Annotated in this window: 26 protein-coding genes and 1 pseudogene; 12 read left to right on the top strand and 15 right to left on the bottom strand. The window is 47.3% G+C overall.

From position 1 onward, the window contains the following. The first annotated feature begins 32 nt into the window (after positions 1 to 32). The gene (locus OK409_RS20875) at positions 33 to 245 is read left to right on the top strand and encodes a hypothetical protein (RefSeq protein WP_182504848.1); all 213 of its coding nucleotides are present in this window, start codon (positions 33 to 35) and stop codon (positions 243 to 245) included. 130 nt (positions 246 to 375) lie between these two features. Here OK409_RS20875 and OK409_RS20870 read toward each other — a convergent pair whose 3' ends face one another. Both OK409_RS20870 and OK409_RS20865 read right to left on the bottom strand, forming a co-directional pair. Further along, entirely contained in the window at positions 376 to 1,014 is a 639-nt protein-coding gene (locus OK409_RS20870) for a LysE family translocator (protein ID WP_182504847.1), read from the bottom strand. Positions 1,015 to 1,063: 49 nt separating this feature from the next. Beyond that, complete coding sequence (locus OK409_RS20865) at positions 1,064 to 1,975, bottom strand: phytanoyl-CoA dioxygenase family protein (RefSeq protein WP_182504846.1); 912 nt, start codon at positions 1,973 to 1,975, stop codon at positions 1,064 to 1,066. Positions 1,976 to 3,559: 1,584 nt separating this feature from the next. On the opposite strand from OK409_RS20865, the gene OK409_RS22575 reads away from it, so the two are divergent. Further along, positions 3,560 to 4,141, top strand: coding sequence for a DUF6886 family protein (locus OK409_RS22575; RefSeq protein ID WP_245115039.1), 582 nt, complete (start codon positions 3,560 to 3,562; stop codon positions 4,139 to 4,141). 291 nt (positions 4,142 to 4,432) lie between these two features. Here OK409_RS22575 and OK409_RS20860 read toward each other — a convergent pair whose 3' ends face one another. The 5 genes and pseudogenes from OK409_RS20860 to OK409_RS20840 all read right to left on the bottom strand — a co-directional run bounded on the left by OK409_RS20860 (position 4,433) and on the right by OK409_RS20840 (position 8,357). After that, the gene (locus tag OK409_RS20860; RefSeq protein ID WP_182504845.1) at positions 4,433 to 5,380 is read right to left on the bottom strand and encodes a quinone oxidoreductase family protein; all 948 of its coding nucleotides are present in this window, start codon (positions 5,378 to 5,380) and stop codon (positions 4,433 to 4,435) included. 22 nt (positions 5,381 to 5,402) lie between these two features. After that, positions 5,403 to 5,864, bottom strand: coding sequence for a hypothetical protein (locus OK409_RS20855; protein ID WP_220477298.1), 462 nt, complete (start codon positions 5,862 to 5,864; stop codon positions 5,403 to 5,405). Then, positions 5,861 to 6,322, bottom strand: coding sequence for a MarR family winged helix-turn-helix transcriptional regulator (locus tag OK409_RS20850; RefSeq protein ID WP_109651254.1), 462 nt, complete (start codon positions 6,320 to 6,322; stop codon positions 5,861 to 5,863). Before OK409_RS20850 ends, OK409_RS20855 begins: the two co-directional genes overlap by 4 nt. Before the next feature lie 322 nt (positions 6,323 to 6,644). Next, positions 6,645 to 6,967: pseudogene (locus tag OK409_RS20845) on the bottom strand (transposase); the annotation flags it as partial. A gap of 346 nt (positions 6,968 to 7,313) precedes the next feature. Continuing rightward, positions 7,314 to 8,357 (bottom strand): hypothetical protein, encoded by a 1,044-nt coding sequence (locus tag OK409_RS20840; RefSeq protein ID WP_264367460.1) that lies wholly within the window; start codon positions 8,355 to 8,357, stop codon positions 7,314 to 7,316. Positions 8,358 to 8,711: 354 nt separating this feature from the next. On the opposite strand from OK409_RS20840, the gene OK409_RS20835 reads away from it, so the two are divergent. The 3 genes from OK409_RS20835 (at position 8,712) to OK409_RS20825 (ending at position 11,991) form a co-directional block, all read left to right on the top strand. Beyond that, the gene (locus OK409_RS20835) at positions 8,712 to 9,089 is read left to right on the top strand and encodes a S24 family peptidase (protein WP_264367459.1); all 378 of its coding nucleotides are present in this window, start codon (positions 8,712 to 8,714) and stop codon (positions 9,087 to 9,089) included. 2 nt (positions 9,090 to 9,091) lie between these two features. Beyond that, positions 9,092 to 10,354 carry a translesion error-prone DNA polymerase V subunit UmuC gene (umuC, locus tag OK409_RS20830; protein WP_264367458.1) on the top strand — a complete coding sequence of 421 codons (1,263 nt, stop codon included), beginning with the start codon at positions 9,092 to 9,094 and terminating at the stop codon, positions 10,352 to 10,354. Between the two features lie 383 nt (positions 10,355 to 10,737). Continuing rightward, the gene (locus OK409_RS20825; protein WP_256843920.1) at positions 10,738 to 11,991 is read left to right on the top strand and encodes a hypothetical protein; all 1,254 of its coding nucleotides are present in this window, start codon (positions 10,738 to 10,740) and stop codon (positions 11,989 to 11,991) included. A gap of 635 nt (positions 11,992 to 12,626) precedes the next feature. On the opposite strand, the gene OK409_RS20820 is transcribed toward OK409_RS20825, so the two are convergent. The 3 genes from OK409_RS20820 to OK409_RS20810 form a co-directional block, all read right to left on the bottom strand. Further along, complete coding sequence (locus OK409_RS20820; protein WP_256843919.1) at positions 12,627 to 13,124, bottom strand: type II toxin-antitoxin system VapC family toxin; 498 nt, start codon at positions 13,122 to 13,124, stop codon at positions 12,627 to 12,629. Positions 13,125 to 13,162: 38 nt separating this feature from the next. Then, a complete protein-coding gene (locus tag OK409_RS20815; protein ID WP_256843918.1) occupies positions 13,163 to 13,879 on the bottom strand; it encodes a hypothetical protein in 717 nt (238 codons plus the stop codon). 403 nt (positions 13,880 to 14,282) lie between these two features. Then, positions 14,283 to 14,510 carry a DUF333 domain-containing protein gene (locus OK409_RS20810; RefSeq protein ID WP_264367457.1) on the bottom strand — a complete coding sequence of 76 codons (228 nt, stop codon included), beginning with the start codon at positions 14,508 to 14,510 and terminating at the stop codon, positions 14,283 to 14,285. A 267-nt stretch (positions 14,511 to 14,777) separates the two neighbouring features. Between OK409_RS20810 and OK409_RS20805 the strand changes: the two genes are divergently transcribed. The 4 genes from OK409_RS20805 to OK409_RS20790 all read left to right on the top strand — a co-directional run bounded on the left by OK409_RS20805 (position 14,778) and on the right by OK409_RS20790 (position 17,599). Continuing rightward, positions 14,778 to 15,017 carry a DNA polymerase V gene (locus OK409_RS20805; protein ID WP_256843916.1) on the top strand — a complete coding sequence of 80 codons (240 nt, stop codon included), beginning with the start codon at positions 14,778 to 14,780 and terminating at the stop codon, positions 15,015 to 15,017. 1 nt (position 15,018) lies between these two features. Further along, the gene (locus OK409_RS20800; protein ID WP_256843915.1) at positions 15,019 to 15,342 is read left to right on the top strand and encodes a phage repressor protein; all 324 of its coding nucleotides are present in this window, start codon (positions 15,019 to 15,021) and stop codon (positions 15,340 to 15,342) included. Between the two features lie 147 nt (positions 15,343 to 15,489). Beyond that, positions 15,490 to 16,230 (top strand): nitroreductase family protein, encoded by a 741-nt coding sequence (locus OK409_RS20795; protein WP_264367456.1) that lies wholly within the window; start codon positions 15,490 to 15,492, stop codon positions 16,228 to 16,230. Positions 16,231 to 16,396: 166 nt separating this feature from the next. After that, a complete protein-coding gene (locus OK409_RS20790; protein WP_010246959.1) occupies positions 16,397 to 17,599 on the top strand; it encodes an MFS transporter in 1,203 nt (400 codons plus the stop codon). Positions 17,600 to 17,662: 63 nt separating this feature from the next. Here OK409_RS20790 and OK409_RS20785 read toward each other — a convergent pair whose 3' ends face one another. Continuing rightward, positions 17,663 to 17,878, bottom strand: a complete 216-nt coding sequence (locus OK409_RS20785) for a YdgH/BhsA/McbA-like domain containing protein (protein WP_010246960.1) — start codon at positions 17,876 to 17,878, stop codon at positions 17,663 to 17,665. Between the two features lie 109 nt (positions 17,879 to 17,987). Next, complete coding sequence (locus OK409_RS20780) at positions 17,988 to 18,905, bottom strand: LysR substrate-binding domain-containing protein (protein ID WP_264367455.1); 918 nt, start codon at positions 18,903 to 18,905, stop codon at positions 17,988 to 17,990. Positions 18,906 to 19,066: 161 nt separating this feature from the next. On the opposite strand from OK409_RS20780, the gene OK409_RS20775 reads away from it, so the two are divergent. After that, positions 19,067 to 19,747: a type 1 glutamine amidotransferase domain-containing protein gene (locus OK409_RS20775; RefSeq protein WP_010246962.1), complete on the top strand. Its 681-nt coding sequence runs from the start codon at positions 19,067 to 19,069 to the stop codon at positions 19,745 to 19,747. A gap of 1,083 nt (positions 19,748 to 20,830) precedes the next feature. On the opposite strand, the gene OK409_RS20770 is transcribed toward OK409_RS20775, so the two are convergent. Next, a complete protein-coding gene (locus tag OK409_RS20770; RefSeq protein WP_229518701.1) occupies positions 20,831 to 21,343 on the bottom strand; it encodes a LysR substrate-binding domain-containing protein in 513 nt (170 codons plus the stop codon). A 398-nt stretch (positions 21,344 to 21,741) separates the two neighbouring features. Between OK409_RS20770 and OK409_RS20765 the strand changes: the two genes are divergently transcribed. Continuing rightward, positions 21,742 to 22,266 carry a phenolic acid decarboxylase gene (locus OK409_RS20765; protein WP_010246964.1) on the top strand — a complete coding sequence of 175 codons (525 nt, stop codon included), beginning with the start codon at positions 21,742 to 21,744 and terminating at the stop codon, positions 22,264 to 22,266. A gap of 19 nt (positions 22,267 to 22,285) precedes the next feature. Here the strand turns inward: OK409_RS20765 and clcA are convergent, their stop codons facing one another. Both clcA and OK409_RS20755 read right to left on the bottom strand, forming a co-directional pair. Continuing rightward, positions 22,286 to 23,614 (bottom strand): H(+)/Cl(-) exchange transporter ClcA, encoded by a 1,329-nt coding sequence (gene clcA, locus OK409_RS20760; protein WP_085978741.1) that lies wholly within the window; start codon positions 23,612 to 23,614, stop codon positions 22,286 to 22,288. 154 nt (positions 23,615 to 23,768) lie between these two features. Continuing rightward, a complete protein-coding gene (locus OK409_RS20755) occupies positions 23,769 to 24,077 on the bottom strand; it encodes a YicS family protein (protein WP_264367454.1) in 309 nt (102 codons plus the stop codon). A 165-nt stretch (positions 24,078 to 24,242) separates the two neighbouring features. Between OK409_RS20755 and OK409_RS20750 the strand changes: the two genes are divergently transcribed. Further along, positions 24,243 to 25,469, top strand: a complete 1,227-nt coding sequence (locus OK409_RS20750; protein ID WP_052271337.1) for an FAD-dependent oxidoreductase — start codon at positions 24,243 to 24,245, stop codon at positions 25,467 to 25,469. Positions 25,470 to 25,561 lie beyond the last annotated feature (92 nt).

Genomic DNA, 25,561 nt, shown 5'->3' with positions numbered 1-25,561 from the left:
CATTCGGTTTTTTATAGAATGGGAACAGCAATATGAAAAATGGATTTGAAGAGCAAGTACACGATGCTGTATGTAAGGCTATTGGGGAAGCAGTCTGGCAGTTGGTGACAACAGGTGAGCAATTAACGCCTGATGCCATCGCCAGAAAGATTGTGGTGCTCTCAGAGCATCGTGATGGCCTAGCTGCCAGCATTGCACTATCAGTGTTGCTGCAAGCTTACAATTCGCATTATGAGTCCCTTTAGAATTCCGGCACAAATTTCATGTCAGTAACGTTGTGTGATTTATTTCATCTTTATAGCCCGCATCAGACTGATTATTCTATAAAAAAAGGCAGCCTCTGCAGGTGAGGCGCCCTCGTAAAGAAGTTGTTAATCAATGCATATACGGTGTGATTACGGAAATCAGTAGGCCAACCGAAAATATCATGAACACAGCACCACCCGTCTTATTAAGATATGAGAATGCTCTACCCGCAGCCAATTTTTTCTTAACAGCACTTGCAGATGCGCCATAAAAAAAATGAATGATTACGACTAATGCGCAGAATATAGCCGAAAGGGTACAAAACTGCCCTATGAAAGGTTTTTCAGCATTGATGAATTGTGGAAACAGCGCCATAAAAAACACAATAGGCTTTGGATTAAGTAATGAAACAAAAAAACCCTGCCGGAATCTTGAAGATTTTGATGGGAGAATCAGCGATCCTTCGTTGCCAAGCTCGTTCATCTTTCTTGGAGTTGAGCGAAATAGCTTCACACCAAGATAAGCAAGATAAGCGGCTCCGACAATTTTGACGACAATCAGCGCAAACTGAGAGGTAGTGATGATTATGCCAAGGCTACTGGCAGCAATGATAGAAATTACACCCATACCAACTGCCACACCAATAATACCGACTAGTGCACTGCGCAAACTGTAGTTAAGAGTATTAGTTAGTGTGAGCAGGACACCCGGTCCAGGGCTCGCAATGGTTAGGCTTGCAATTAAGATATAAAGGTAAATCTGAGACATTATGATGCCCTGAAAAAAAGGGGGGTATCTCCCCCCGGCAGTTGAAAGATTAGAGTGAAAGATCTCTGTATTCCTGACCTGCAAACAGTGGGCTGTCAACCAAGCGATCGCCATCAGTCTTTGCGACTTCCAGATGGAACTTCGTTGGGCCCGCATACTTGAAGTAGTTTCGTGGAATCTCAAGATCGCTTGCTCGCTTGGCATCATAGGTGCTTTCAGAACAGAAGAAACGCATTACAAATGCTGCACGAATGTCTACCTCACCTTCTCCCAGCATGATGCTACGATGGATGACGTACTTATCGAAAATAAGTGCATCTCCAACCTCAAATTCATCTTCCACACCAAAGTGGTTAAGAATAGCCATTTGAGCATTGTCGTTGAGAGGTCCATCGCGCCACTGAACAAAATCATCTGTGGTTGGATTCTCTTTAGCATCAATTTTTTCCTTCAACATCTGGAATACTGCAGGATCGATATGGCTATAAAGGTAATCACCATTAACGCGATTTTTAGGTACGTAAGCCATACCTCCGCGCTGTCCTTTTGGGTTGATATTGACTAGGGGAGCCCAGATTGTACATCCAAAATCTTCTGCATGATGGTAGCCAAAACTCTGAGTTCCTATATGCCATGGAAAACCTTTATTTTTGAGTTTTTCAAGCTCAAAAGATAATGCTTGCGCATAAAACATATTTCGACCCGTCAGGTCTCTCATTGCTTTCTTAAATGCCGGGTCTTTCAAAAGTCCTATCACAACTTCATCGCCATCATACATGTCAAATGCTAAGCGACTGAATCCCGTCTGATACTTATCAGTAGGTTTATCAATGTACTGCCCAATAGTTGATTTGATATAGCTGATGAACTCCGAAGAATAAAACCCTTTTAATAAAAGGAAGCCTTTTTCTCTAAAGTCTGAAATCTGCTCTTGGTTTAAGCTAAAATTTTTATTAATCATTGCACTACTCCATTTTAAAAGCCCAATAGGGCAAGGCCAACCATATAGGTTGAGGTAAATGCTGCTTCCTGGGGTGATTAAATTAAAAAGTTCAGCAATACATCATAATGTCAGACCTGAGCATCTAAATAATTCGAAGCTTCTGGCATTATTACATTTATTTTTTTATGTTGTTACCGAGCATTGGAACGAATCAGTTACTGATACATCGTTCAGAAGAATCGACATTACTTCTTAATACTTCAAATCGCAGGGCCTTTTTTATTATTTATTCCTGGCCTGCACGCACTTGCATCAGCCTGTCAGGTAAAAATGGGATGGCCAACTCTTGTGCAGCAATGAACGCTACCAACTGATAAAAATGCCCTTCACTATCGATTTCACTTTAAATGCATCCGAAGACCAGCGTTAATTTTTTGCTTCAAACATAAGCTAATCAGGGTATGAGAGGATTTTTAGGAGCATATCACTCTGTACATCATCAACATTTTATCATTAAACCGACTTTCTTAAGAATTCTCTCTAGCGCATGTGATTGCAAATAATATTCAGGAAAAATGATTAATAATATAAAAAATAAGACAATTTTCATGTCTATTTTAGCCCTGAAATTATCCCCTCAAAACTCAAGGCGAGACCTGATGTTTACATAAAATTTACTTTAACTACATTTGGTTTACTTGTCATTATAAAATTAACTATCTGTTTTTAAAGAGTTAAAAAGCTAGAAATGAGAGGTAAGGTTAAATTTTAAGCAGCTCTTAGTGCATTTTAAAGCCGTGATTTTATAAAATACTGCTCAGCGCCATCAAATCAGATATATAAACTATAATGGATAATTTATGACCATAATTAATATCAAGCATAAAATATATATGTTTTTTAGAGTGAATAATTCTTTCGAATATTAACACCATGATTTTAATGTGAAACTATTTGCATGTTAATAGATTCATTTAGGGCATAAATACAAGGATTAATATCTCTTATGGCACACGTCCAATTATAACGAGATCTTCTTATCAAATGTGTTGCTCAACCTCTGCTTCCCAATTTGAAAATGCCTGATATTCATTTTGAACCCCCCTTAAAGCAGAACAATTTGTGCCTCCAAAATTTAAAACCCTATACTCCTTACAGCCTTGCCTGATCCACCATTGAGTTTATTTTTTTCGCAATGTGATTATCGGCTGTACTTCAATAGATGCTTTGTTATAAAGACCATTGCACCCATGCCCTCACACCCGAAATGCATCCCTTCGTCCTTCACTGGTCCGGTTAGCCTATAAAGGTTACTTCTCCGGTTCTGTTGGAAAGCTTTAGGGGCCATGCGTAGGCCCATGTACTTTTGCCTATCGGCCTGCCGCTGAGCCAGCTTCAGGTCCCACTGCGCCTGCATGCTCCAAAGGAACTGCACCAGACCGCTTTGTGCTAGTAGCGGACATCTCACATATCCACATTCGCATATGATCCGCTGCGGCCTACTTCAAGGAAATTAAGCTAAGTAACATTCATATGGATGACACTTTAGATACTCAAAATGATTTATTCGGAATATTGGATACATTTTGAATGGAGCCTTAAGTGCGTCTTTTTCATTTCAGCGATAGTCCTGATATCAGCACATTCAAACCTCGCCCAATAAGGGTTCATGTCGATAGGCCTGCTGGACAAGAGTGGTTAAATGGGTCACTGATATGGGCTACTGATGAAGCTCACGAATTACTTTATCTTTTCCCTCGGGAGTGCCCGCGCATCGTATTTTGGCCACTACCTAATACAAACAGAGTGGACCTTGAACAATGGATGGGAAACAACTCACATGCTACTGCCATTGCCTGCATTGAGCATGCATGGCTATCACGCTTTCAAAATGGAAAAGTTTATAGGTATGAATTGCCTGTAGATCACTTTGAGCCAACGGGAGATGTCGGTATGTGGGTATCCCGGACAAACGTTATCCCAACTGGCTTGAAGGTAATTTCAAACCTGGATGCTGAACTTGTATCAAGGAATATTACGCTTCGTGTAATGGAGAGACTCACGCCACTCAAAAGTATATGGCTGACATCGCTTCACGCTAGCGGCATTAGATTGAGAAACGCACAAGACTGGGGAAAACCAGGCTGGACGCATTCGAAACCGGGCCGCCAGGTTATCGTTTAAATTTATAATTGAGAAGTTAGGCCTTTGAGCCAACGTCAGTGATGTCCGCCTCTCGCTCTTAGCGGACGTTTATCTGATTCCGTCCGCTTTGTGCCAGAAGGGAACGTCAGCATCAGGAACCAGTAAGGTGCATTACGGCGCTTAAAGTAAGAGGCCAAAATTTTGAGTAAGGCACACATATTGGCACAGATAGCAGCCTGCCGGCTGCCATCCTTATCGGGTATGGAGATCACCGTTACAACGGCAAGCTCAGCCAGCAAGCAGATAAAGAGTTTCTTCTTACCTTAGCGCCTACGGGATCAGAATCAGCCGGTCGTCGCCGGTATCCTCATTCCACATTCTGCCCACGTCAGAAAGCGCGCAGGTCCGCACCGGCGTGGTGAATCCCCCCTGAGGGATTGCATTCAGCAGCTCGCCTGCCCCATTAACCAGCGCCTGAACCGAAAGACTGCCTATGCCGCTGCCCAGTATCTCAAGGCCCGAACTCCGAAGCGAAGCTGCAGAAAGGGCGATTGATTCTCCTGCCGCGGAACCCAGCTGAATATACCGCAGCCGCGGCTCTCCCAGTCGCGAACCGCGATTTGCCGTCGCCTGTGAGATTATTCTGCTCGCTGGCTCCCCCCAGAGGTAATCCAGAACCACATCGACCCTTCCGGAGAAAACCTGTTTCAGTGCTTCATCTGCAGATTCATCCAGCACGATTTTTTCCACACCTGCCGGCAGCTTGTCCAGCTTTTGCCGGTCACGCCCCGTTGCAATGATCCGGCTTGCGCCAAGCCACGCGGCTATCTGAACGGCCAGCCCGCCCGCTGAGCCGGTGGCACCATTAATCAGTACCGATTCACCACGCTGAAAACCGGCTCTCAGCGTCAGGGCAACCCAGGATGAAAGCCCTGCGGTTACGACCGCAGCAGCCCGTGCATCGCCCACACTTTCCGGAACCGGAACGACTGATCGTGTCGATACCAGAACCTTATCGGCCATAGAACCGAATGGCGATTTGGGAAACAGGAAGTAAACCCGTTTACCGTCCGGATCAATGCCCACGCCATCAATTCCGGGGATAAAGTTCGCCTCTGCGGTACCCGAGTAGTGCCTGCCTGTCGCGAGGCTTTTCACAATAGGACTCAGGGGTGCGGCCAGCACACGAATAACAACTTCACCTTCACCGGCAACCGGTTCAGAAAAGTAGCCATATGACGGTGGTGCATCAAAACGGGTCACAACAGCAGCACGCATAGTTAATCCTTACGAGGCAACATTATTGCTCATTGATACCCGGTTTACGGGCGCGATGGAGGCGGCTCAGCTGAAGGCCGTCACGAATGTTTAATCCGATCAGCGTCAGGTTCAGCGCCCCTGCAATCAGCTCGATCACCTGAACGCTGTAAAAAGCGCCGTCAAACTGGCCTGCCCTGGCACGAATCCACAGGAAAAGGGCTGATGGCACCAGAATGAACAGACCGTTTATGCCGATGACAGGCGTGCGGCGGCGTTTCAGCTTAATCAGCGGATGATTGACCCTGGCACCCATCGAAAAGCCGGTAGCCGCTGTCAGCCCCATCAGCGGTACAAACGCAAGAAGGGCATGAGCAATTAACTGCTTCACTTCGGCGACTGCTGTAGCCGATAGAAAAAGTTCGGTGATGATTGTCGAGGTCCAGAACGTTGCCAGAAACAACGCTGACAACATCGAAGCGGTAGCATGAATCCTGCGTTTCAAAGGCACTGCTCCGCCAGAGACTTTTCGTGAGTCTCAATGAGACTTTTCAGAACATGCTCCGCCGTTTCCAGTTCGGCTGCGCTGAACTGTCCCGCCATTTCGGTTGCCTGATGTTGCCATCGTGCATTAACGCTGTCATAGATTGACTGACCTGATTCGGTCAGCGCATAAAGCGGCGACCGCTTGTGCATTGGATTGGGCTGCGTTTCCATCAGTCCGGACTCAACCAGTGTATTGAGCTGCTTCTGCGCACCCTGCCGTGTAACACCCATAGTCAATGCAATCTGAGGCGCGGTAACTGGCCGTTGTGCCAGTGCAACTGCACCCAGCATGCGCCAGCGTGTGCCGGTAAGACCATCAGGCAGGACAAATCTGTCACCCCACTCTGTCAGGGCACCGTTGAGCCGGAAAACGTTAAGAATAACCTGCGTTAGCTGATCAGTTTTTGAATGTGCCATAAACCCTCCCGTTATGGTAACAGGTTTGCATTATGGTAACTGGTTGTCAAATAACATTGTTTGAAATTCAGACATTCTTATTTTACGTTTAGATATCTCAGAACCTTTTTTACGTAAGCTACTGCGATGTAGGCTTTTTATTCAGCACAGACAGGTCCTTCATACGGATAACTGAAACTCCGGGTTTTGCTCATATCAAGCTCAGCACAATCTTTCAGAGTGATGAATGAGTATTGTGATATCACTACCGGACTCAGGTATGTGTAATAGAGCAGCAATAATCATCGCAGAATGCAGTTTTCGTTTTCAGTACGCCATAACATCAGTGCACCAGTTTTCTCATCAGGGCACCGATGGTCACCATTTTCGGCTTGTCACGCAGACATAACTCAACGTAGAGATTGCACATCCATTTATTGTGAATTTTTCCGCATAAGGCTGACATGTAAAGCTTTGCTCTTAATTGAGGCGGACCGATTTTAGACATACGGGGCGGCTGCGTACCGACGTGCGTGAACGCTTTTCGACAGGCACCGTACCCAGAAAAGCTGCAGCCTGCTCAGCTGACTCAAAGTTATGGCTGCGGAGCACAACAAGCATGTGCATTCCCAGCGGAGGACCTACAGAGTCAATTGATGTCAGCAGATGTTAATCCTGCTTCAGTCCAGGCCTGAATGCGCGCGTTGATCTGCCGCAGAACTGAAAGCCAGGCAGGGGCCATAAAAGGCTTCCAATAGCTTTCAGTAAATATGTCCGCTTTTCGCTCATAGCGGACGTCAGCTCTGTGCCAAAAGCAGACGATCATTGCAATACTGATGCTAAGGAAAGAAATTTTTTGAAAAAATTGAATGAATAAAGAGCTGAATAAATATTTTTCATCAAAAGCACTTTAGTTTTAGTAATGATATTACTGTGCACATTGTTATACTCTTATTTTATATATGAAGGTAATTTTCACAATGCCACCCCTAAGAATGGCATCAATTAATCATCAATTGCCACTAAACAACTCGCGATAATTTGAGCAATACGATCCTGGAATAAGATACATAGGTTCCAATTTATTGTAGGTACCCATGCTATCGTTTATTCCGAATTGAGTGCCAAAAAAGAAATCAGGATTAAGTGACTTTCTGACCTCTAAAGAAAAAAGATTTAACGCATGAGCTAAATTATAGTGTAGCCGAAATAGTTCTCTTCTCCAATTTTCATAGGTTTCGTTTTTCTCATGATATTTATCTTGGTCCATGCTGATTCTCTTCCAACTCATGTCTCTCTTCCAAAAACCATTTACGTTACTTGCAAAGCTCATATTAGTTATATGTTCGCAAAGGTAATACGCATGGTTAGCAAGCTCAACCATTGATAAGTCAAGGTTGGGAAGTCGGCCTGGCATTTGGGTCGTCAGAACGGTCCGGCAGGCCTCATAAAATCCATCAACAACTTCAGATTGCATACCATTAGCGATAAGGTTATCGCTAATGTTATCCCAGGCATGAAGATACATCTTATTTGTGAGGCGTTCTACAAGGTGGCGTTCTGTTTCGAACTGATTACGAGTCGATTGCCCACATATATAATTTTTTTGCTCATTACTCAGCGTTGCAAAAAAACTCTCAAGGGCCGTAGCACCAATCACCATAGCTTCATTTAAGTTATGTTCATTTTTAATTTCGGCGATGGCATTGTTTAGATATGGTGGAATGCCGTAATATTTATCATTGACAACATAATAAAATTCCCTGACTGTGGAAATGGTATTCCAATACGAGAAAAGCTTTTGAAAATCAGCCTTCATTTTATCTAGCGATTTTTTTTCATTACTAGGCAGGTCCTCTGGAGCGTATACCTGATAGTAAATTCCTGCACCATATACCCATCCATCATTACCTCTGTCACCTATGTTACCATGTGGTTTTACTTTATCGAATCCGGGACGATAATATGACATAATTTTTGAAAATAAATTTTCATACTCTATTCCGTTACTTTCGTGAACTTTAAGTTTAAAGCTCTGGATATATCCCTCTGACACTTTCGGCCCCCTAACTGAAATTTATTTCTATAACTAAATAAGTGAAGGCATGGGTTAAAAACACTCTCCATTTATTTTGTGTTTTACCTTCAGCACAGCTTAAGATGTGCCTAGCTTTGACACTATATCTCTACTAAGCAGTTATGGGGAGCAGATTTTCTGTGACAGTCTATACAATAAATGATGCTGCATATGGCTGATGAGAATCTAGATATCCACCTGAGCTATAGAGTGCCGTTAACGACCGTTTATCGCTCATAGCAGACATCGGGCTGCACAACTGAGCATTGCCGCCTGTAGCGTCTTATACTCATATCAGGAGTTGAATAACGCTGGTTAGAATGGAGCATTGCAATGGCATTTCAGAGCCCCGCCCAGAACTATACTGAAACGCGCCTGAACTTGGGCGATCTGGTCTATCTTTCACCTTATTCAACCTATCTAATGCGTAGCGAAAGCGACTGTCCCGGTGCCGGGATTGTCAAAGGATCCGTGCTGGCCATTAATCGCGCGCTGACACCAGCGCACGGTCAGCTAATCGTTGCTGAGTTTGATGGGGAGCTTACGCTGAGGCGGCTGCTTCTCAATCCTGTTCCCGCCTTGCAGGCGCTTGACGAGGACGAGACTGTTACGCTGCTTGATATAAGCCAGGCTCTTCCAGTGTGGGGTGTGGTTGCCTATGCCCTCACTGATGTAGCCGGGGTGGGATTCAACGGACCAGCAGGGGATTAACTATGTTTGCGCTGGCCGATGCCAACAACTTTTACGCCTCCTGCGAAACTGTATTCAGGCCCGATCTGCGCGGTAAACCCATTGTCGTCGTATCGAACAACGACGGCTGCGTGATCGCGCGCTCAGCAGAGGCAAAGCGCATGGGCATCAAAATGGCTGCGCCGCTGTTTAAAAATGAACATTTCTTCCGGGAAAACGGGGTGCACGTATTCAGCTCCAACTATGAGCTGTACGGGGATATGTCAGCACGCATGATGGCCATACTGGGTGAGATGGCTGCGGGTCAGGAAGTCTACTCCATTGATGAGTCTTTTCTGGACGTTACCGGGATTGGCAACATTATACCGCTTGAGACATTCGGGCAGCAGATGCGCGAGCGTATCCAGAAGGAAACCGGGCTAATAATCGGTGTGGGATTGGCGCCTACTAAAGCGCTGGCCAAACTTGCCAATCACGCGGCCAAGAAGTGGACACAGACTAACGGAGTCGTGGATTTGTCTGACAGAAGCCGGCAGCTAAAGCTCCTGCATCTGACAGATGTCAGCGATATCTGGGGAATTGGTCAGCGCATCAGTAAGCGGCTGAACCAGCTGGGAATAACGACTGCTCTGCAGCTGGCAGACAGCAACATCAGCATGATACGGAAAAATTTTGACGTTGTTGTTGAGCGTATTATGCGTGAGCTGAATGGCGAGTCCTGCATCGCGCTCGAGGACGCGCCGCCGCCGAAGCAACACATACTGAATTCGCGGTCATTTGGCGAGAGAGTCACAAAACTGGAAAACATGCAGCAGGCTATCGTGCTGTATGCCACACGTGCGGCGGAGAAGCTCAGGGAGCAGAATTCGCGCTGCCGCCATATCAGTGTGTCAGTTGCTACCGGCAGGCACGGCGATGAGCCGCGATATTCGAATACTGCATCATGCATGCTTGACTATCCGACCAATGATACGCGGGACATTATCGAATCTGCTCTTCATGGTCTTGGTACTATCTGGCAGGACGGCTACCGGTATGCTAAAGCGGGGGTTATGCTGGGTGATTTTTACCAGTCAGGCATGACGCAGTTTGACATGTTCAGTGAACAGCAACCGCGTGCGAATGCAGACTCTCTAATGGCAGCGCTGGACGGTATCAATCGATCCGGTAAAGGCAAGATCTGGTTTGCAGGGCAGGGAGAGCGTGACAGCTTATGGCAGATGAAGCGTGAAATGCTTTCTCCTCGCTATACAACCAGATTGAAAGATATTCCAATAGTAAAGTGAGTTCAAAGGCTCAAGTTAACATATGGTCGGTATACTTATAGTTAAGAGTAAAATTCATGCCAAAAGCGGAAGTTAGCAGACCTTTAAATTTTGAGATATGGTTACTTCAGCATTTTTCTAAGGAATGGCACTGTATGTATTTACAGTTTTTATGTGATTGAGCAAAAAAATTGGGATACGGACGTTAAAACTGTAATATATTTTTCAACAATGTTGAATTGATTACTAAATGGGGTTAGCTTGTATCTATTCCAATATAGATTGCATCAATCCAATTTTTAATAAAAGCATATTAATTTATTTGCCAGTCAGGTGGTGATATTCCATTATGCTATTAAAAATTTAAAACATATAGCCTGTTATCTTCATTAAAAGGAAAGTTAATGTCTAAGAACCTCCCGATTTTATTAAGCTCACCATCAAGAACTAATTTTCCAGCAACTGTTAATACAGAAATAGAGTTTCTTTCGCAAGCTAGAAGGTTGTTAGATTCTGGTTTCCCTGATCATGCTCTTTTAGATATATGGAATGCAGCTATTCATAATCTTAGGCGGCGAGTTGAGGCTTATGGGCTGGACTTATTCTTATCAGCAATCAAGGATGATAGTGGTCGTAAAAAATATGACAAAGATGGTGAAACATTAAATGAGCGATGGTCAGGCGTGGATGATTTAGTGTTAATTAGCGGATCAACCAAGCTAGGGGTGTTGCATAAAAAAGCTGGAAAATCATTAGAAATGATCAATTGGATGAGAAACCATGCCTCTCCAGCCCATGCTAGTGACAGTAAAGTAGATGCAGAGGATGTGTTTGCTTTAGCTCTTATGCTCCAGAAGAATTTGTTCGAGTCTGAGATGCCAGATCCGGGACACTCACCATCTGGATTATTTGAACCAATAAAAAAATCTGAATTATCAATCGAAAGTATTGATTTACTCAAAGATCAAATCAGAGCATTCAAGCAAGGCGATATAAGAATAACATTTGGATTTTTATTGGATTTAATTACCAAGGGTGAAGGCCCGGCTTATGGTAATGCTAGCAAGTTATTTGAAGAGGTTTGGGAAAAATCAAATGATGACCTCAAAAAATCAGCGGGAGAGAGATATTACTCATTCATGCTTGAGCCTGAATCTGACACCAGTGAGGACAAAGGAGCAAAAATAAGAATACTTGAAACTTTAGTAAAGGTTGAAGGTGTAAAGTTTATACCAGATGCTGCAAGGGCGAGCTTATACAGGCATGCAATTAAACAACTAGCTAAGGCTAAGAATACATCATACGGTTGGAATGATGAAGAAAAAGCTGCTAAGGCATTGATGCAGTTTGGGCCTCATGTCCCATCCATTGCTTTTGAAGATGTATATCAAGAAATACTTACTGTTTGGGTTGGGAATTACTGGGGAAGATCTAATGCACATTTAATACTTAAACCATTTTTAGATATATTAAATAGTAATCAGTTAATGGCCCTCTCAAGGTTGTTTATAAATAATGAAAGAGCAAATTCAGAACTGATATCAGCAAAACCAAAAAGAAGAGCAATCGAATTGCTTGAAACCATAAAAGACAATCTAACAATTCAAGCAAGTATTGATGAAGTCGATAAAATAATTGAAGAAATAGATGAGATGTAATGCAATATGATTTAATCAGGAGTTTTTTTGAAATGTATTATTTTTACTTAATTTAATCTGAGGATATAAGGGCATTGCGATTTATCAGTTTATCTTAGCGATTTTTTTAAATTTTGTCCCAAGGGCGTTTCTCGCTCTAAATGGACCTAAACAACTATAGAATAAAGCCCCGGCGACGGGGCGGATTTTAAACCTCGCTGAACTCAGCGGGCTATGGGGTGGTTTTATCAGATTAGAATGCTGCTGAAATGACAGCCAAGCGACAGGCGAAAAAAGCCCGCTCAGTAGCGGTCTCTTAGCTTTTAGAGATTAATTTGAGTATTTGTCGGAGTTCATTACTAGCTTTCCAGATGTCGTCATGAGTGTCGCCATCCCATTCGGGTGTCATTGCTCTCTCTGCCTGAAAATACCGTAATCTGATGTGTATCTCTGCGATTTCGTCCCGCCTGCATTTAGCAGCGATTCGGTGAAGACCCTCAATGGGTGTTGGCTCCCAAGGCTTCAAGTTTGGTCTTTCTCGCCTGAATAGTAGTGATAGTTTTTTGTTCATAAGGCATATTTAAAAAGCCCACTCAGTGGCGGACTATATTTGTCGCAGGCATGAAAAACCCGGCGCTGTAGCCGGGTTGCTTGGGTTAGTGCAATTCTGAAGAACTATCATGTTCCATATTAATTAATACTTGAATTGGAGCAGGGGTTATATCTGCAAGAGACTTAACTGTCATTCCCATTTCTTTGCAACGTTTAAACACACCAACATCGTGTGTCCAAATCTCGTCCACGTTTAATGATTTTGCAATAGAAATTATTTGCCTATCGAATTTAACTTTGTTAGCGGTATCCGATGACATCATAGCTTTCAATTCTTTAATAGAAGGCATCTGAGCACATTCGATCGCAGCAATTTCATCGAAACTGGCTATTTCAAAACATGATTTTTTTTGAATAATATTTAGGTGATTCTGGTGATCTTTCTTATCGACGCCTACGAGATACTCGGCCAAAACCGGGGTGGGAATTACTATAGAGCCACCACAAGATTCAACCACGTCAACTAATGCTTCAATTCTTCGTTTCGGATCAGGTATCTCTTTTCCATTCTCAGGGTCGGTGAGCTTATAACCTTCCCGCATGCCAGTCATTGCTTGTATGAGAATGTTCGTATCGAATATTATTCGCAATTTAGCGTCCTCAATGCCTTCAAGATGGCTTGCGCATCATCTTCATCTTTCCATTGATTGCCAGGGGCATTTTGAAGTGCTGTGAAAGCGGCCCTTACGTTGGACTTCTCAAGGACTTCATAAGATTCAATTACTAGCTTTTTGAGTTTCCATTTTTCATCTTTTTTAATCCACTCGCTATCACCAGATACTCTGATATACCTGAAAAGTAGAGATCCAAGTTTTGCTGCTAATTCTGGAGTGGCTTCACAATGATAAGTTTCGCCGTTTGGGCCTTCAAGCTTGACTGGTGCCGATTCATCCTTGCCGCCAACGTTATAAAGTTTGCCTTGGACTTTACCCTTCTTTCTAATAACTAAGGGGGTGGGTTGAACTAAAGATGGAAACTCAAGGATAGTGACCTTATTGTGGTTGATTATTTTAGCTTCAAAGCCATCCTGAGCAAGAAGAGTGACCAGTTTCATGTAGGAGGTGCCAGAGCTGGCAGCCTGAGAAATGGATCGCTCAATTACAGCGTTGTATGCGGCTTGACTATCAACCCAAGTGTTAAGACATGCTGACCCTTCGCTCACATCTTTAAAGTGAACGGCATCTTCCGATCCATAAAGACCAGATAATGCAGATAGATACTTCCCCAGACGATGCATAGGCAGCTCATCAGGACTAGTTCCATCAAGTTTTAGGGTCAGGCAGTTGTCTTTGCCCATTTCGAATAATTGCCTCAGAATTTGTAAAAAGTGATAGTGAAAACATATTCATTGTTGTTCACGATAGATCCGCAGTCAACGCGTTTATGACTGAATTTGCGCATCATCTCACCCAAACGTGTCTTCCGGCCATTAGCCTGAAGTAATCGCGATCACAGCATTCACTACTCCAGCCGCTAACAGAACAAAGCTCGGAATCAGGTAGTTTTTATCCCGCTTTTTGCCGGCCAAGTAGAACATTACGAACGCAATGCATAACATCGGAATCGATGTCTTCGCAAAAACTGACATGCCATCTCCTTCGCTACAATCGTCTTCCTGCTATCTAGACATAAACCAGCCGCATCTTTGTCTCGATCGGCTACACCCAGTACCTTACAGTTACCATTGTTCGGCCATTAGCCTACTTGTTATCTCTTCGGTACAGCGCCCATTCCTCTATAAACTCTCCACTTGGTAGGGTGCAGTAACCTGATTCACCATCTGGGCCTTTAACTATGTCCAGTTTGCCATCCATTTTTTCACAATAAACTGAGGCAGGATTAGCCTTGACTATCCGCTGGGGCTTGTCAGTTTGGGCTGAGCAGGCTGCCAGTAACGCAGTGGAAACAATTAGAGTGATAACTTTCATAACGGTCCTTATACCTAAAATCTATGGGCTGAGCTTAACCTGAGCTTTAAACCTACCTGCTAGTGTGGATTTACATGAGGGATTACTGCAAGAGCAGGCTAGGCTACGGAAAAGTAATTTGAGATTAGCCATATGCCCTCCAACCCGCCAAGCTAAAAATCCCGCATCCTCAGCGACTTTACAAATTTCCCCACCGCCTCGCCTTGATCAAAACCACCATGAGCTACTACTGTTTATCCATACAGTATTTGTAATAGGGGATTTATCATGCCGCGCGACTATGAAATCAAACATTCATTTATGAACGCTATGAGGCGGAAGCCAGGGCAGGGTGTCATCGTTACTACGCAGGAATTCGTGCGCCAGTTGGAGTTACTTAACTGGCACTTCAGCCAGCGGGAGGCCAACCAGTGGATCAGGGCTAACACTGTAACGTTCCGCGACGCCTCGACCGAGGAAGGTGAAGCTAAAACCTACTGTCAGTTCAACCCGAACGGGGGAATCTGACATGGCATTTCCATCACCAGCGCAGGACCACATCGAACAGCGCATTGACCTGAACAAAATCCTGATGCCTCACACGGTTCATATGCTGATGATTGAGACGCCGTCTGGATTCGCTATTGTGGACAGAACGGTTTCAGGCAAGCCGGGCGACAAAGTGGCATTCCAACTCGGCAATTACTCTCAGCTGGGGAAACTGTTCAGTACAGGGATTATTACCCATGATGGAGAGACGATTGACGGGGAAGGGCTGGAGGGGATCATCGTGCTGGGAAAAGTGACCGCCACGATTGTAGCGGTATACGATCCGTTTAGGCCTACAATTTAAATCCAGCGACTTTCACCCGTAGATTTCAGAAGTGTATATATACGTGTACATAATAAAAAGCAGTTACAAAAGTCCGCCCAAAAACCCTCGAATTACCAAGCATGTGTGCACTGTACTGTTATAGTTGCGCTTTATATGGGAGGAACCATGAGCGAACTGATTGATATTTTTACAAGTCACAAAAGTGAACGCAGTTTCACTGAGCAATCTGTCGATGAAGCTGTGCTGGATCGGATTATCAGTACCGCTTATCGCGCACCGACATCAGTAAACTCGCAGCAGGTTTCTGTGGTGATCACGCGTGATGCAGGACGTCGCGCACAGATCGCCGCCATTGCAGGCGGTCAGCCGTGGATTGCCAAAGCACCGGTGTTTATCACTTTTGTGCTGGATATGCATAAATCAGCCGTGGGAATGGCCGCTGTCGATCAGCAGCAGATCGCCCATCAGAGCATTGAGAGTATCGTGTCGGGTTCTACTGATATCGGTATCGCGCTGGGATCGGTAATGGCGGCTGCGCGTGCGGAAGGTCTGGGGATTGTGCCAATTGGCGGTATCCGTCGCGACCCGCAGGCGATGATTTCACTGCTGGAGCTGCCGCCACTGACCTTCCCGGTAGCGGGTGTGGTAATCGGTCACGTAGACGAACCGGCTCATCAGAAACCACGTCTGCCTCTGGCGACGTTCCGCCATGATGAGACTTACCAGACGCAGGGTCTGGAGCAGCAGATTGCGGCCTACAACGATGAGATGGTTCAGCACTGGAAGACGATTGGTCGTAATGACGGTGAGAGCTGGAGCGAAAGCGTCAGCGGTTACTATAAAAAAATCTACTTCCCGGATGTACTGCCAGCACTGCTGAAGCAGGGTTTTGGCACAGATAAATAGTTCGCTCTCGTTATTGAGTGAATAGAAAAAGGCCATCCGTAGCGTTTACGGGTGGCCTTTTTCATTTTGTTACTATAACGAAAGGTGACTTTCCACGTCGTAACACATAATTTCCCTTTTAACCGAAGCGCAACTGCCTCTAACACTTACCTTCCAGGGAAATAACATGTCTCAGCGTTCACTCTACGCGCTCTGTTTAATGAGCTTTTTTCTGGCCGATGTCCGCGACGGCCTGGGGCCATTTCTGGGCATCTTTCTTACGGAGCGACACTGGCAACCCGACGAAATCGGTCTGGTAATGACCTGTGGCGGTATCGCCGGATTACTTGCCACGCTACCGGCAGGGATCGCCGCCGATGCGACCCGTCATAAAAAAATCATTGTGCTGCTGGGCTGTCTGGTGATTACCGTTGCCACACTGCTGCTGTGGTACAGCAATCAGACCTGGACGGCGATGGTCTCTCAGGTTGTAGCAGGCCTGGCTGCGGCGTTTATCGGCCCGACTGTGGCGGGGATCACCTTAGGGCTCACGGGTCAGCGCGGCTTTAACCAGCAGATGGGACGCAACGAGGCGTTTAATCATGGCGGGAATACGATTGCTGCATTGCTGGCCGGTTTTTCAGCCTGGTACTGGGGCATGGGTGCCGTTTTCATTCTTATGACGGTAATGGCGGTTTTCGCTGCTTTCGCTACGCTGGCAATTCGCGGAAATGAGATCGATAACGATGTGGCGCGCGGTTATGAACCGCATGAAGAGCGTCAGCCAGCGCTGCACTTATCAATGTTGTTGCGAAACCCGGCGCTGATGATCGCCGGTTTGACGCTGCTGCTGTTTCATCTTGCCAATGCCGCGCTGCTGCCGATGCTGAGCATGCGCGTCGCCTCGGCAGGCGGCCAGGCGGCGATCAGTCCGGGCCTTTACGCGGCGGCAACGGTGGTGATTTCCCAACTGGTGATGATCCCGGTCGCGCTGTGGGTATCTAAACGCGTTGATACGCACGGCTATCGCCTGTTTATCATGATCGCCCTGATGATATTACCGCTGCGCGCGGTTCTCGCCGCCGGCTTTGCCGGGCCGATTTTTGTCATTCCGGTTCAGGTTCTGGATGGTATTGCGGCCGGGATTCTCGGTGTGGCGGTGCCAGGCTATATTGTCTCCCTGCTGCGGGGTACGGGTCATGTTAACGCCGGGCAAAGCGTTATTATGCTGATGCAGGGCGCAGGTGCCGCGCTGAGTCCCGCCATGACGGGCATGATCGCCGCACGTTATTCTTACAGCACCGCGTTTGCGGTACTCGGCGCAATTGCGCTGGCAGCGCTGATTCTATGGTGGCGCACCGGTAGCGCCCCAGCCGCCCGTCTGGCCTGATCGGACACAAAAAAGGCTGCCCATTGGGCAGCCTCTTCTGGCAAATCCGTTTGCGACCATCCGTTATTTATACAGTTCTGCGGTCATGTGAACACGGTTGTTGGTGTTCGCTTCCGTAATTTTATACTGCGCACCCTGTTCCTGAGCCTGAGCAGCAATTTTTGATTCTGCGCCATCCAGTGTGGATGAGGTGACAGAAACGCTCTCGGCAAAGCTGCCAAAAGAGATCAGAGAAAGAGTTGCGAGTGCGGCGATTGAAAGTGCTTTTACGTTTTTCATGGTCATATTCCTGAGTTATGAATTGGGAGGATGTTTGCCTCCGATGGGAATAATAGTAACTCAGGTTATGATATCAATATTAACTATTAGTGCGGCAATGGTGATCGTGCTAATTGTTTATCTGAGGATCAGACAGCGACTGTGCCGTCTCCGCAATCAACGTCCTGAACCAGCGATGGGCAGGATCGTCGCGATAGCGTGCATGCCAGCCCATTTCAACCGGAAAGGTGCCCAGGTCAACCGGCGCGGGAATGATTCTGAGCCGCTGATCGCGTGAAAGATGCTGACAGATCAAACGCGGCAGGGTCGCGCAGTAGTCCGTGACCGCAATCATTTCCGGCACGGCCAGAAAGTGTGTGACGGAGACTGCAACCTGACGACGCAGGCCGCGCTGCTCAAGCGCCTGATATAACCCGGCGCGCATACGGCCAGGTGGCAGAACGTTGACGTGCTTTAGCTGCTCATATTGCTCCGCGCTGAGGTTTTCGCCCACCAGCGGATGATCGGCGCGTATCACGCAGGACAGACCTTCATTCATCAGGTGCTGAACGACGAGATTGTCGGGCGGCTCCACGATACGACCCAGCACCATATCGGTATTACCTGAAATCACACCGGTTTCAGTGACGTCATTGCCAAAAGGAGTGAGGCGGAGTCGGATGCCGGGCGCACAGCTCCTCAGACGAGCCACGATGGCAGGCATCATGATGAATTCTACATAGCTGTTAGGCGCAACCGTGAAGAGCCGGGTGGCATTAAGTGGATCAAAGTCCTGCTGGCCAAGAATAACCTTGTCGATCGATGACAGCGCAGCACCGACCACCTGGGCCAGCTGTTCCGCTTTCGGCGTCGGTCGCATCCCGTAACGTTCGCGGATAAATAGCGGATCGTTGAGCGTTTCACGCAGCCGGTTTAATGCATTAGAAAGCGCCGGCTGGGTTATGCCAAGCCGTTCAGCTGCGCGAGTAACGTTGCGCTCCTCCATCATGACTAGCAAAACTGGCAATAAATTCAGATCGTATTTCATTAAGCTATAATGCTATGTGAATAACTGAAATTGAAGAAATAAATTTCATAAATATTCGCAACCCCGCCATGATTAACGGGTCAACGCAGAAGATGGCGGCTCAGACGCTGGTTCTGACTATCCTTACACCTGAAACCGACTAACTGTTATATGGAGCGGAAATGAAAATTTTAATGGTTTTGACCTCGCATGATGAGTTGGGCACCACTGGCAAGAAGACCGGTTTCTGGCTGGAAGAACTTGCCGCACCTTACTATGCATTTCTTGATGCGGGCGCAGAGATTACCCTGGCTTCACCGAAGGGCGGACAACCTCCACTCGATCCAAAAAGTGATGAACCCGATTCTCAGACTGATGAAACCCGCCGCTTCCATGCCGATTCTGCTGCTCAGGCAGTACTGGCCTCAACCGTCAAGCTTGATACTGTTGATCAGGAAGCGTTTGATGCCGTTTTCTATCCAGGCGGCCATGGTCCTTTATGGGATCTGGCAAACGACAAACACTCCATTTCGCTGATTGAGCAAACCCTGCAGGCGGGCAAACCGGTTGCGTTGGTCTGTCATGCTCCAGGTGTCCTGCGTGATGTGAAAAATGCTGATGGCACGCCTCTGGTCAAAGGGAAAAAAGTCACTGGCTTCACGAACAGTGAAGAAGAGGGCGTTGGCCTGACTGAGGTGGTGCCGTTCCTGGTTGAAGATGTGCTGAAACAGAACGGGGGTCTCTACTCACGAGGCGATGACTGGCAGTCCTATACGGTTCAGGATGGCTTGCTGATTACCGGTCAGAACCCAGGTTCATCAGCCGAGACCGCGAAGGTTTTACTGGCAAGCCTGGCGAAATAAAGATCTTTACAGCATGCTGAGTTTTGAGGGCGCCTGCGGGCGCCTTTTTTTATTGCTACCGTTAAGTGTCAAGATTGATAGTGACCTGCTTAATTATTCAGGTTGAATAGATTAGGGCTCAATTTTTCTTAACATTGATAATAAATTTACGGGCGTTTCAGAGCTAAATGATTGCCTGAAAAATTCACTGCAAATATAAACATGTTTTTAAAACCAGTGTTGACATCGTTTTTTATATCCGTAAAGTAGTATTCATCAGCGGCGTGCAGTTGCCCTGATAGACTGAAAACCAAAGGTGTTATGTGTTAAAGGTGCCGACAAGTGTTTGAGTTGATGTTGTCGGTGGTTCTGTTAAACATTGTTCTTTGAAACTGTTCGTTAGTTAATGATAACCCTGTTAAATGGAGTTGAAGTAAGTCTTTAAGAAGTATGTAGTATCGCGTCGCGATGATGTAAGGCCTCGTAGTTCTGAACGTTACGTTACGGCAGGATACGATTGCGGTTTAAACGTCGTAATGAAAGTAAGGCAACGCATCAAAGAGTATATATCGCGATGGGGGTGTGCAGATTTATACGGGCCTGACCTGTCTTTGTCTCCTGAAAGACTATCAGGTGGTTGAAACCGATAATAATAGTGACATTTCAGTATCGTGATCATTATTATCCGCAGGATCTGTTCATAAATAGCAGTATCGAAGTAGTACCTATCAATTAAGTTAGTTAATGGTAAACGTAAAATCTGTAGTACCTTAAAAGCCCTGGCTATTTCAGTCAGGGCTTTTATCTTTTTACGATGTCTGTCAGTTCTTTTCAGAACGTAAATATGAGTAATTAACATTATCAAAGCAGCTTTTATCGATAATATTTAAAGTGATTCACGCGCGATTTATTCTCCTGCTATTGTTTCCTCAGTTCAACACTCTCTTTCCTGATCTCCCCAGCATCAATTTTTACCCCGCTATCGACATAGTAAAGCGCGATTTTGCCTTTTCGACGTCGGACAGAATGCGATATAACGCCCCGTTATCCTGTCTGTTGCTTAAACAAAATCGCAAAACAGTGAGCCGCAGTCCGCTATCCCTGTTAATACACCACCGTTTTAGCCACGGACGCCAGTCGTTCACGCAGCCACTCATGCCCTTTGTGATGATGGGTTCGGTTATGCCAGGCCATGATTTTACTGAAGCCAGGGATGATCAGCGGTGCTGGCAACATGACCAGACCCGTAGTGTCGATCGCCAGTCGTTTCGGTACCACGCTTACCAAATCAGTGACGCGCAAAATTTCCGGGAGCACCTGAAAACTGCAAACTGAGAGCGTTACCCGGCGGGCCCGGCCAATCGCAGCCAAAGCCTGGTCGGTAACCCCATTAAAATTTCCGCCGGGCCACGAAACCAGCGCATGATCCTGCGCACAGAACTCATCCAGCGACAGCGTCGCACTGCCCGCCAGAGGATGATTTTCACTCAGCAGACAAACATATTCTTCATTGAACAGTTGCTGCATATGCAATGTCGTCGGCGTGGTCTCTGGCGTCAGCAACGCCACATCAACGTCCCCATGTTCAAATTGTCCTGACAGGGTCTTATCTGGCAAAGTAATGATGAAAACATAATCAACCCAAAAAAGGAAAATGCATATGTTATACTTTTCAAGTTATTGAAAAATAATCTCTATATCTAAAATATACTGAAGAAAGACTTACTCAGCATGGTGATAGATGACTGATAGATTTCTCACCTGACAACTATGCATCTATAAGTTTCCACTAGTAATTCATATGAAAGTATCTATTTTCAGGATTCTATTGCCTTCAGGGAGCCGGGAAGGGTTTTTTAAGGAGTTTTTAATTTACCCATTGCGAACCATTTCCGTTTTCAGATGGCAAAAAAATCAATCTGCGTCATAGTCAATATTCACCGAGTTATTGCGCTATAGCTTTCTTTTGAAATTCATCTGCGCCTGTTAAGTGCGCTATTCAAACAGAGGTTAAAATGTCTGCAGAATCTCCAGAGAATATCTCCAGCGATCTTTCTCAGTTCGTCGGTACGCATTTTGTCTATACCTATGATAATGGCTGGAAATATGAGTGGTACGCTCGCAATGAAACCACCTGCGACTACCGCATTCATCAGGGATTGGTAGGTGGCCGCTGGGTGACCAACCAGAAAATGCATGCGATTCAGTTCGCCCCTGGCATCTACAAAGTAGACTGGCATGAGCCCACCGGCACCTGCGTCAGCCTGCTGTTTGATCTGAATCGCACCCTGGTTCACGGCACAATTTTCTTCCCGCAGTGGATTGCCGGTGAAGGTCAGCATCCGGAAAAAACGATCTGTTATCAGAATGACTTCATTGAAGATATGCACCGCTTCCGCGATGAAGGGCCGGCCTATCCGTATGTGATCATTCCAGAGTTTGCGAAAGTGACCTATATGAAGAATGAAGGTCCAGATAACGATGAAGTGATTAATCAGGCACCCGGACAGATGCCTGCTGACTATTTTGATGGTAAGTAATTAAGCCGGTCACCCGCCCCTACGGGCGGGTAGCTTCTGCCTGACGCGCCAGCGTGCGGGCCAGTATTGAGGAGTAGAGTGGTTTCCCTCCCAGAAACTGCGCCAGCAGCGTAGCGCCCAGACAGGTAATAATCATCGGCAATATCAGCTGATAGTTATCGGTCATCTCCAGCACCAGCACGATACCGGTCAGCGGTGCCCTTACCGACGCCGCAAACAGTGCTCCCATCCCCGCGATAGCAAAAGTGCCCGCTTCCAGATGATAAAACGGGAAGAGGTCCGACATGGCCACCCCAAAGGCTGTGCCGAGCAGCGTACCCAGCGCCAGCATCGGCGCAAAAATACCGCCTGGCGCACCTGAGCCAAAACAGAGCAGGGTGGTCACCAGCCTGACCAGAAAGATGATCAGCAGCAGGGTGAACGGGAAGACGCCATGGACCGCCTGTGGGATCAGTTCTGAACCGCCGCCTGCGCCAGGTGCAAACAGCAGAGCCAGAATACCGCAGCCGCCGCCCAGCAATGCACCGGCCAGCACTACGCGTGCCGTTTTACCGGCATAAAAGCGCGCAAAAAGGTCCTGCGTGATAAATATCAGGCGATTAAACAGGACGCCGACCATACCGATAATCATCCCGAGCACCAGATAGAGCCACAGCGTCTGCACCGGCGCATCAGCCAGCTTACCGACGGAGATCACCGCCTGTTCGCCGTTGAAACAGCGGAACACAATGCTGGCCATAATCACACCGGTAAACACGGCTTTAATTGAAATCAGGTTATAGCGGAATTGCGGACGCATCTCCTCGATGATAAACAGGATGCCCGCCAGCGGCGCATTAAACGCTGCCGCCAGACCGGCCGCCGCGCCGGTTGCCAGTAGCGTATGGCGTGCCTCATTGCTGCGCATCCCCAGAATATCAATGACCATGCGGCCAATGTTCCCGCCCAGCTGCACTGTCGGGCCTTCCCGGCCCAGCACCATACCGGCACCCAGCGTGCCCATGCCGCCAAAGAACTTCACCGGAATCACCCGCCACCAGCGCACAGGCCTCAGCTCTTCCAGCGCCCCTTCAATTTCAGGGATACCGGAGCCACCCGCTTCGGGAGCAAAGCGCCTGACGAGAAAATATCCCACCATCGCCAGCAGAGCCGAGATGGCAAAGGCGGCGGCGTAGAGCATCCAGCCCTGAAACTGCGATGGTATAAGCGTGTCAGCACGCCACTGCTGTATTGTTTCAACGGCCCGGGCAAACGCTACGCCCGCCAGGCCAACCAGCGTACCGACCAGCGCGGCACAGAACAGCATCGCCAGCGGCGTTTTATCACGATAGAGCAGGGCGCGAAACATCCGGCTGCGCGCCGCGATGGAGCGGGGAACATAAACCGGCTGCGGTGATTCTTCATTCATTGAGAGACATTCTTGTTCAACCAGACCAGCGCCCCAGTTTACTGAGTGATAAGGTGAAAACAAACGTCAGGATCAATTTCATCGGGGTAAAGGGTTAATTCGTCTGTGGTGGACAAACCACTTGCGCCATGCGTTCGCGGTAGGCTGGATCATCCTGGTTTTTCAGCGCCTGAGCCGCCGCGGTCAGCGTGACCTGATTCTGCTTCTGGTTCTGCTTATCGTTAAGAAACGTCTGACGCAGTTTTTCATCGGAGATGGCTGGCGATAGCTGGCACTTCTGGCGCAGATCGTCAGTTATTTGCTGCTGACGCAGCGCAAACTTCAGCGTGTCGTAGGGTGCGGCTGCCATAATCAGCGGGCTTAACAGCGGCAGAATAAACAGCGTGTTGCGGATCACGTTCATGATGGTCTCCTGACTGCTGAGGACAGGATCGGGTCTTCGGCAGTTTTCAGTTGATATTAATCGCATTGAGTGATTAGCCTGAGCACAATATCCCCGACCGACTGCGGCAATGTCGCCACGGTCGACGCAATAATCATAGCAATACTGGCGTGACAGGGAGCTGACATGCAGCCACATTCCACTGAAATTCTCACCGCTGACTGTTGTATCGTCGGCGGTGGCCCGGCCGGATTAATGCTGGGTTATCTGTTCGCCCGCGCAGGCCTGCGCGTGGTGGTGATCGAAAAGCACGCCGATTTTCTTCACGATTTTCGCGGTGACACCATCCATCCCTCGACGCTGGAAATTATGCATCAGCTGGGTCTGCTGGAATCTTTCCTGACGCTGCCGCATCAGCGTGCTGAAAAGCTGGAGGCGGAAATCGGCGGACAGAGTATTACGATGGCCGATTTCTCACGGCTGCCGGTTCAGTGCCGTTTTATCGCCTTTATGCCGCAGTGGGATTTCCTGAACTATATGGCTGAACAGAGCGCCCGGTATTCGGGCTTCAGCCTGCTGCAGTCGACCTCTTTTGAGTCGCTGAATGTTGAAAATGGCAAGGTCAGTGGTGTGATAGCTTCCCGCGGGAATCAGCAACTGCACATCCGCTGTAAACTGGTGGTCGGTGCAGATGGCCGCCATTCACGCGTACGCGAAGCGGCAGGACTGACCGGACAGGAATTCGGCGCAGCACGCGATGTCATCTGGTTCCGCTTAAGTAAACAGCCGCAGGATCCCGATCTGGGTATGGGGCATAAAGGGCCACGCCAGAACTTTATTGTTATCGACCGCGGCGACTACTGGCAGTGCGGACTGACTATTCCGAAAGGGGAGTTTGAAGCGAAACAGGCCGCCGGACTCGACGCATTTAAAGCGGAAGTTGCCGCACTGTCGCCGTTCGGGCCTGCGCGCATGGCGGAAATCGAGAGCTGGGAGGCGTTCAAACTGTTGACGATACGTATCGACCGCCTGGACAAGTGGGCGAAACCAGGTGTGCTCTGCATTGGTGATGCGGCGCATGCCATGTCGCCGATTGGCGGGGTTGGCGTAAATCTGGCGATTCAGGATGCGGTAGCGACGGCGAATCTTTTGACCGATCCTCTGAAGCGGGGAGAACTGCAGCTGCGCGACCTGGAAAAAGTGCAGAAGCGCCGTCAGTTCCCTACCGTCGCCACACAGTTTTTGCAGATCAAAATGAGCCGCAGCAAAGCAAAAAGAAAACCTACGGGAAGCAGCAAGGTTCCCGCGATTATCCAGCGCCTGCCGTTTCTGCGTTTTGTACTGGGACGCCTTATCGGTCTGGGCTTCAGGACGGAGTCGCCGCAGGTTGCGCGCATGAAAGAAGAGCGTTAAATGATTTCGACAGCGATCAGATATCATGCGACACTGTTTCACTGTGAAAGTACTGTCAGATTGAGCCGCTATTTATCTGATAATTGGGCGCT

Source organism: Pantoea sp. RG18, assembly GCF_025910075.1.
Lineage (GTDB): Bacteria > Pseudomonadota > Gammaproteobacteria > Enterobacterales > Enterobacteriaceae > Pantoea > Pantoea agglomerans.
This window is presented reverse-complemented; position numbering and strand designations above follow the sequence as displayed.

What these genes read in the sequence shown, in the direction of transcription:
- OK409_RS20750 (WP_052271337.1), top strand. Translation starts at nt 24,243, where the DNA reads ATGCAGCCACATTCCACTGAAATTCTCACCGCTGACTGTTGTATCGTC.
- OK409_RS20755 (WP_264367454.1), bottom strand. Translation starts at nt 24,077, where the DNA reads ATGAACGTGATCCGCAACACGCTGTTTATTCTGCCGCTGTTAAGCCCG.
- OK409_RS20865 (WP_182504846.1), bottom strand. Translation starts at nt 1,975, where the DNA reads ATGATTAATAAAAATTTTAGCTTAAACCAAGAGCAGATTTCAGACTTT.
- OK409_RS20785 (WP_010246960.1), bottom strand. Translation starts at nt 17,878, where the DNA reads ATGAAAAACGTAAAAGCACTTTCAATCGCCGCACTCGCAACTCTTTCT.
- clcA (WP_085978741.1), bottom strand. Translation starts at nt 23,614, where the DNA reads ATGTTTCGCGCCCTGCTCTATCGTGATAAAACGCCGCTGGCGATGCTG.
- OK409_RS20850 (WP_109651254.1), bottom strand. Translation starts at nt 6,322, where the DNA reads ATGGCACATTCAAAAACTGATCAGCTAACGCAGGTTATTCTTAACGTT.
- OK409_RS20825 (WP_256843920.1), top strand. Translation starts at nt 10,738, where the DNA reads ATGTCTAAGAACCTCCCGATTTTATTAAGCTCACCATCAAGAACTAAT.
- OK409_RS20860 (WP_182504845.1), bottom strand. Translation starts at nt 5,380, where the DNA reads ATGCGTGCTGCTGTTGTGACCCGTTTTGATGCACCACCGTCATATGGC.
- OK409_RS20805 (WP_256843916.1), top strand. Translation starts at nt 14,778, where the DNA reads ATGCCGCGCGACTATGAAATCAAACATTCATTTATGAACGCTATGAGG.
- OK409_RS20795 (WP_264367456.1), top strand. Translation starts at nt 15,490, where the DNA reads ATGAGCGAACTGATTGATATTTTTACAAGTCACAAAAGTGAACGCAGT.
- OK409_RS20820 (WP_256843919.1), bottom strand. Translation starts at nt 13,124, where the DNA reads ATGCGGGAAGGTTATAAGCTCACCGACCCTGAGAATGGAAAAGAGATA.
- OK409_RS20775 (WP_010246962.1), top strand. Translation starts at nt 19,067, where the DNA reads ATGAAAATTTTAATGGTTTTGACCTCGCATGATGAGTTGGGCACCACT.
- OK409_RS20835 (WP_264367459.1), top strand. Translation starts at nt 8,712, where the DNA reads ATGGCATTTCAGAGCCCCGCCCAGAACTATACTGAAACGCGCCTGAAC.
- umuC (WP_264367458.1), top strand. Translation starts at nt 9,092, where the DNA reads ATGTTTGCGCTGGCCGATGCCAACAACTTTTACGCCTCCTGCGAAACT.
- OK409_RS20875 (WP_182504848.1), top strand. Translation starts at nt 33, where the DNA reads ATGAAAAATGGATTTGAAGAGCAAGTACACGATGCTGTATGTAAGGCT.
- OK409_RS20810 (WP_264367457.1), bottom strand. Translation starts at nt 14,510, where the DNA reads ATGAAAGTTATCACTCTAATTGTTTCCACTGCGTTACTGGCAGCCTGC.
- OK409_RS20790 (WP_010246959.1), top strand. Translation starts at nt 16,397, where the DNA reads ATGTCTCAGCGTTCACTCTACGCGCTCTGTTTAATGAGCTTTTTTCTG.
- OK409_RS20815 (WP_256843918.1), bottom strand. Translation starts at nt 13,879, where the DNA reads ATGGGCAAAGACAACTGCCTGACCCTAAAACTTGATGGAACTAGTCCT.
- OK409_RS20780 (WP_264367455.1), bottom strand. Translation starts at nt 18,905, where the DNA reads ATGAAATACGATCTGAATTTATTGCCAGTTTTGCTAGTCATGATGGAG.
- OK409_RS20800 (WP_256843915.1), top strand. Translation starts at nt 15,019, where the DNA reads ATGGCATTTCCATCACCAGCGCAGGACCACATCGAACAGCGCATTGAC.
- OK409_RS20765 (WP_010246964.1), top strand. Translation starts at nt 21,742, where the DNA reads ATGTCTGCAGAATCTCCAGAGAATATCTCCAGCGATCTTTCTCAGTTC.
- OK409_RS20870 (WP_182504847.1), bottom strand. Translation starts at nt 1,014, where the DNA reads ATGTCTCAGATTTACCTTTATATCTTAATTGCAAGCCTAACCATTGCG.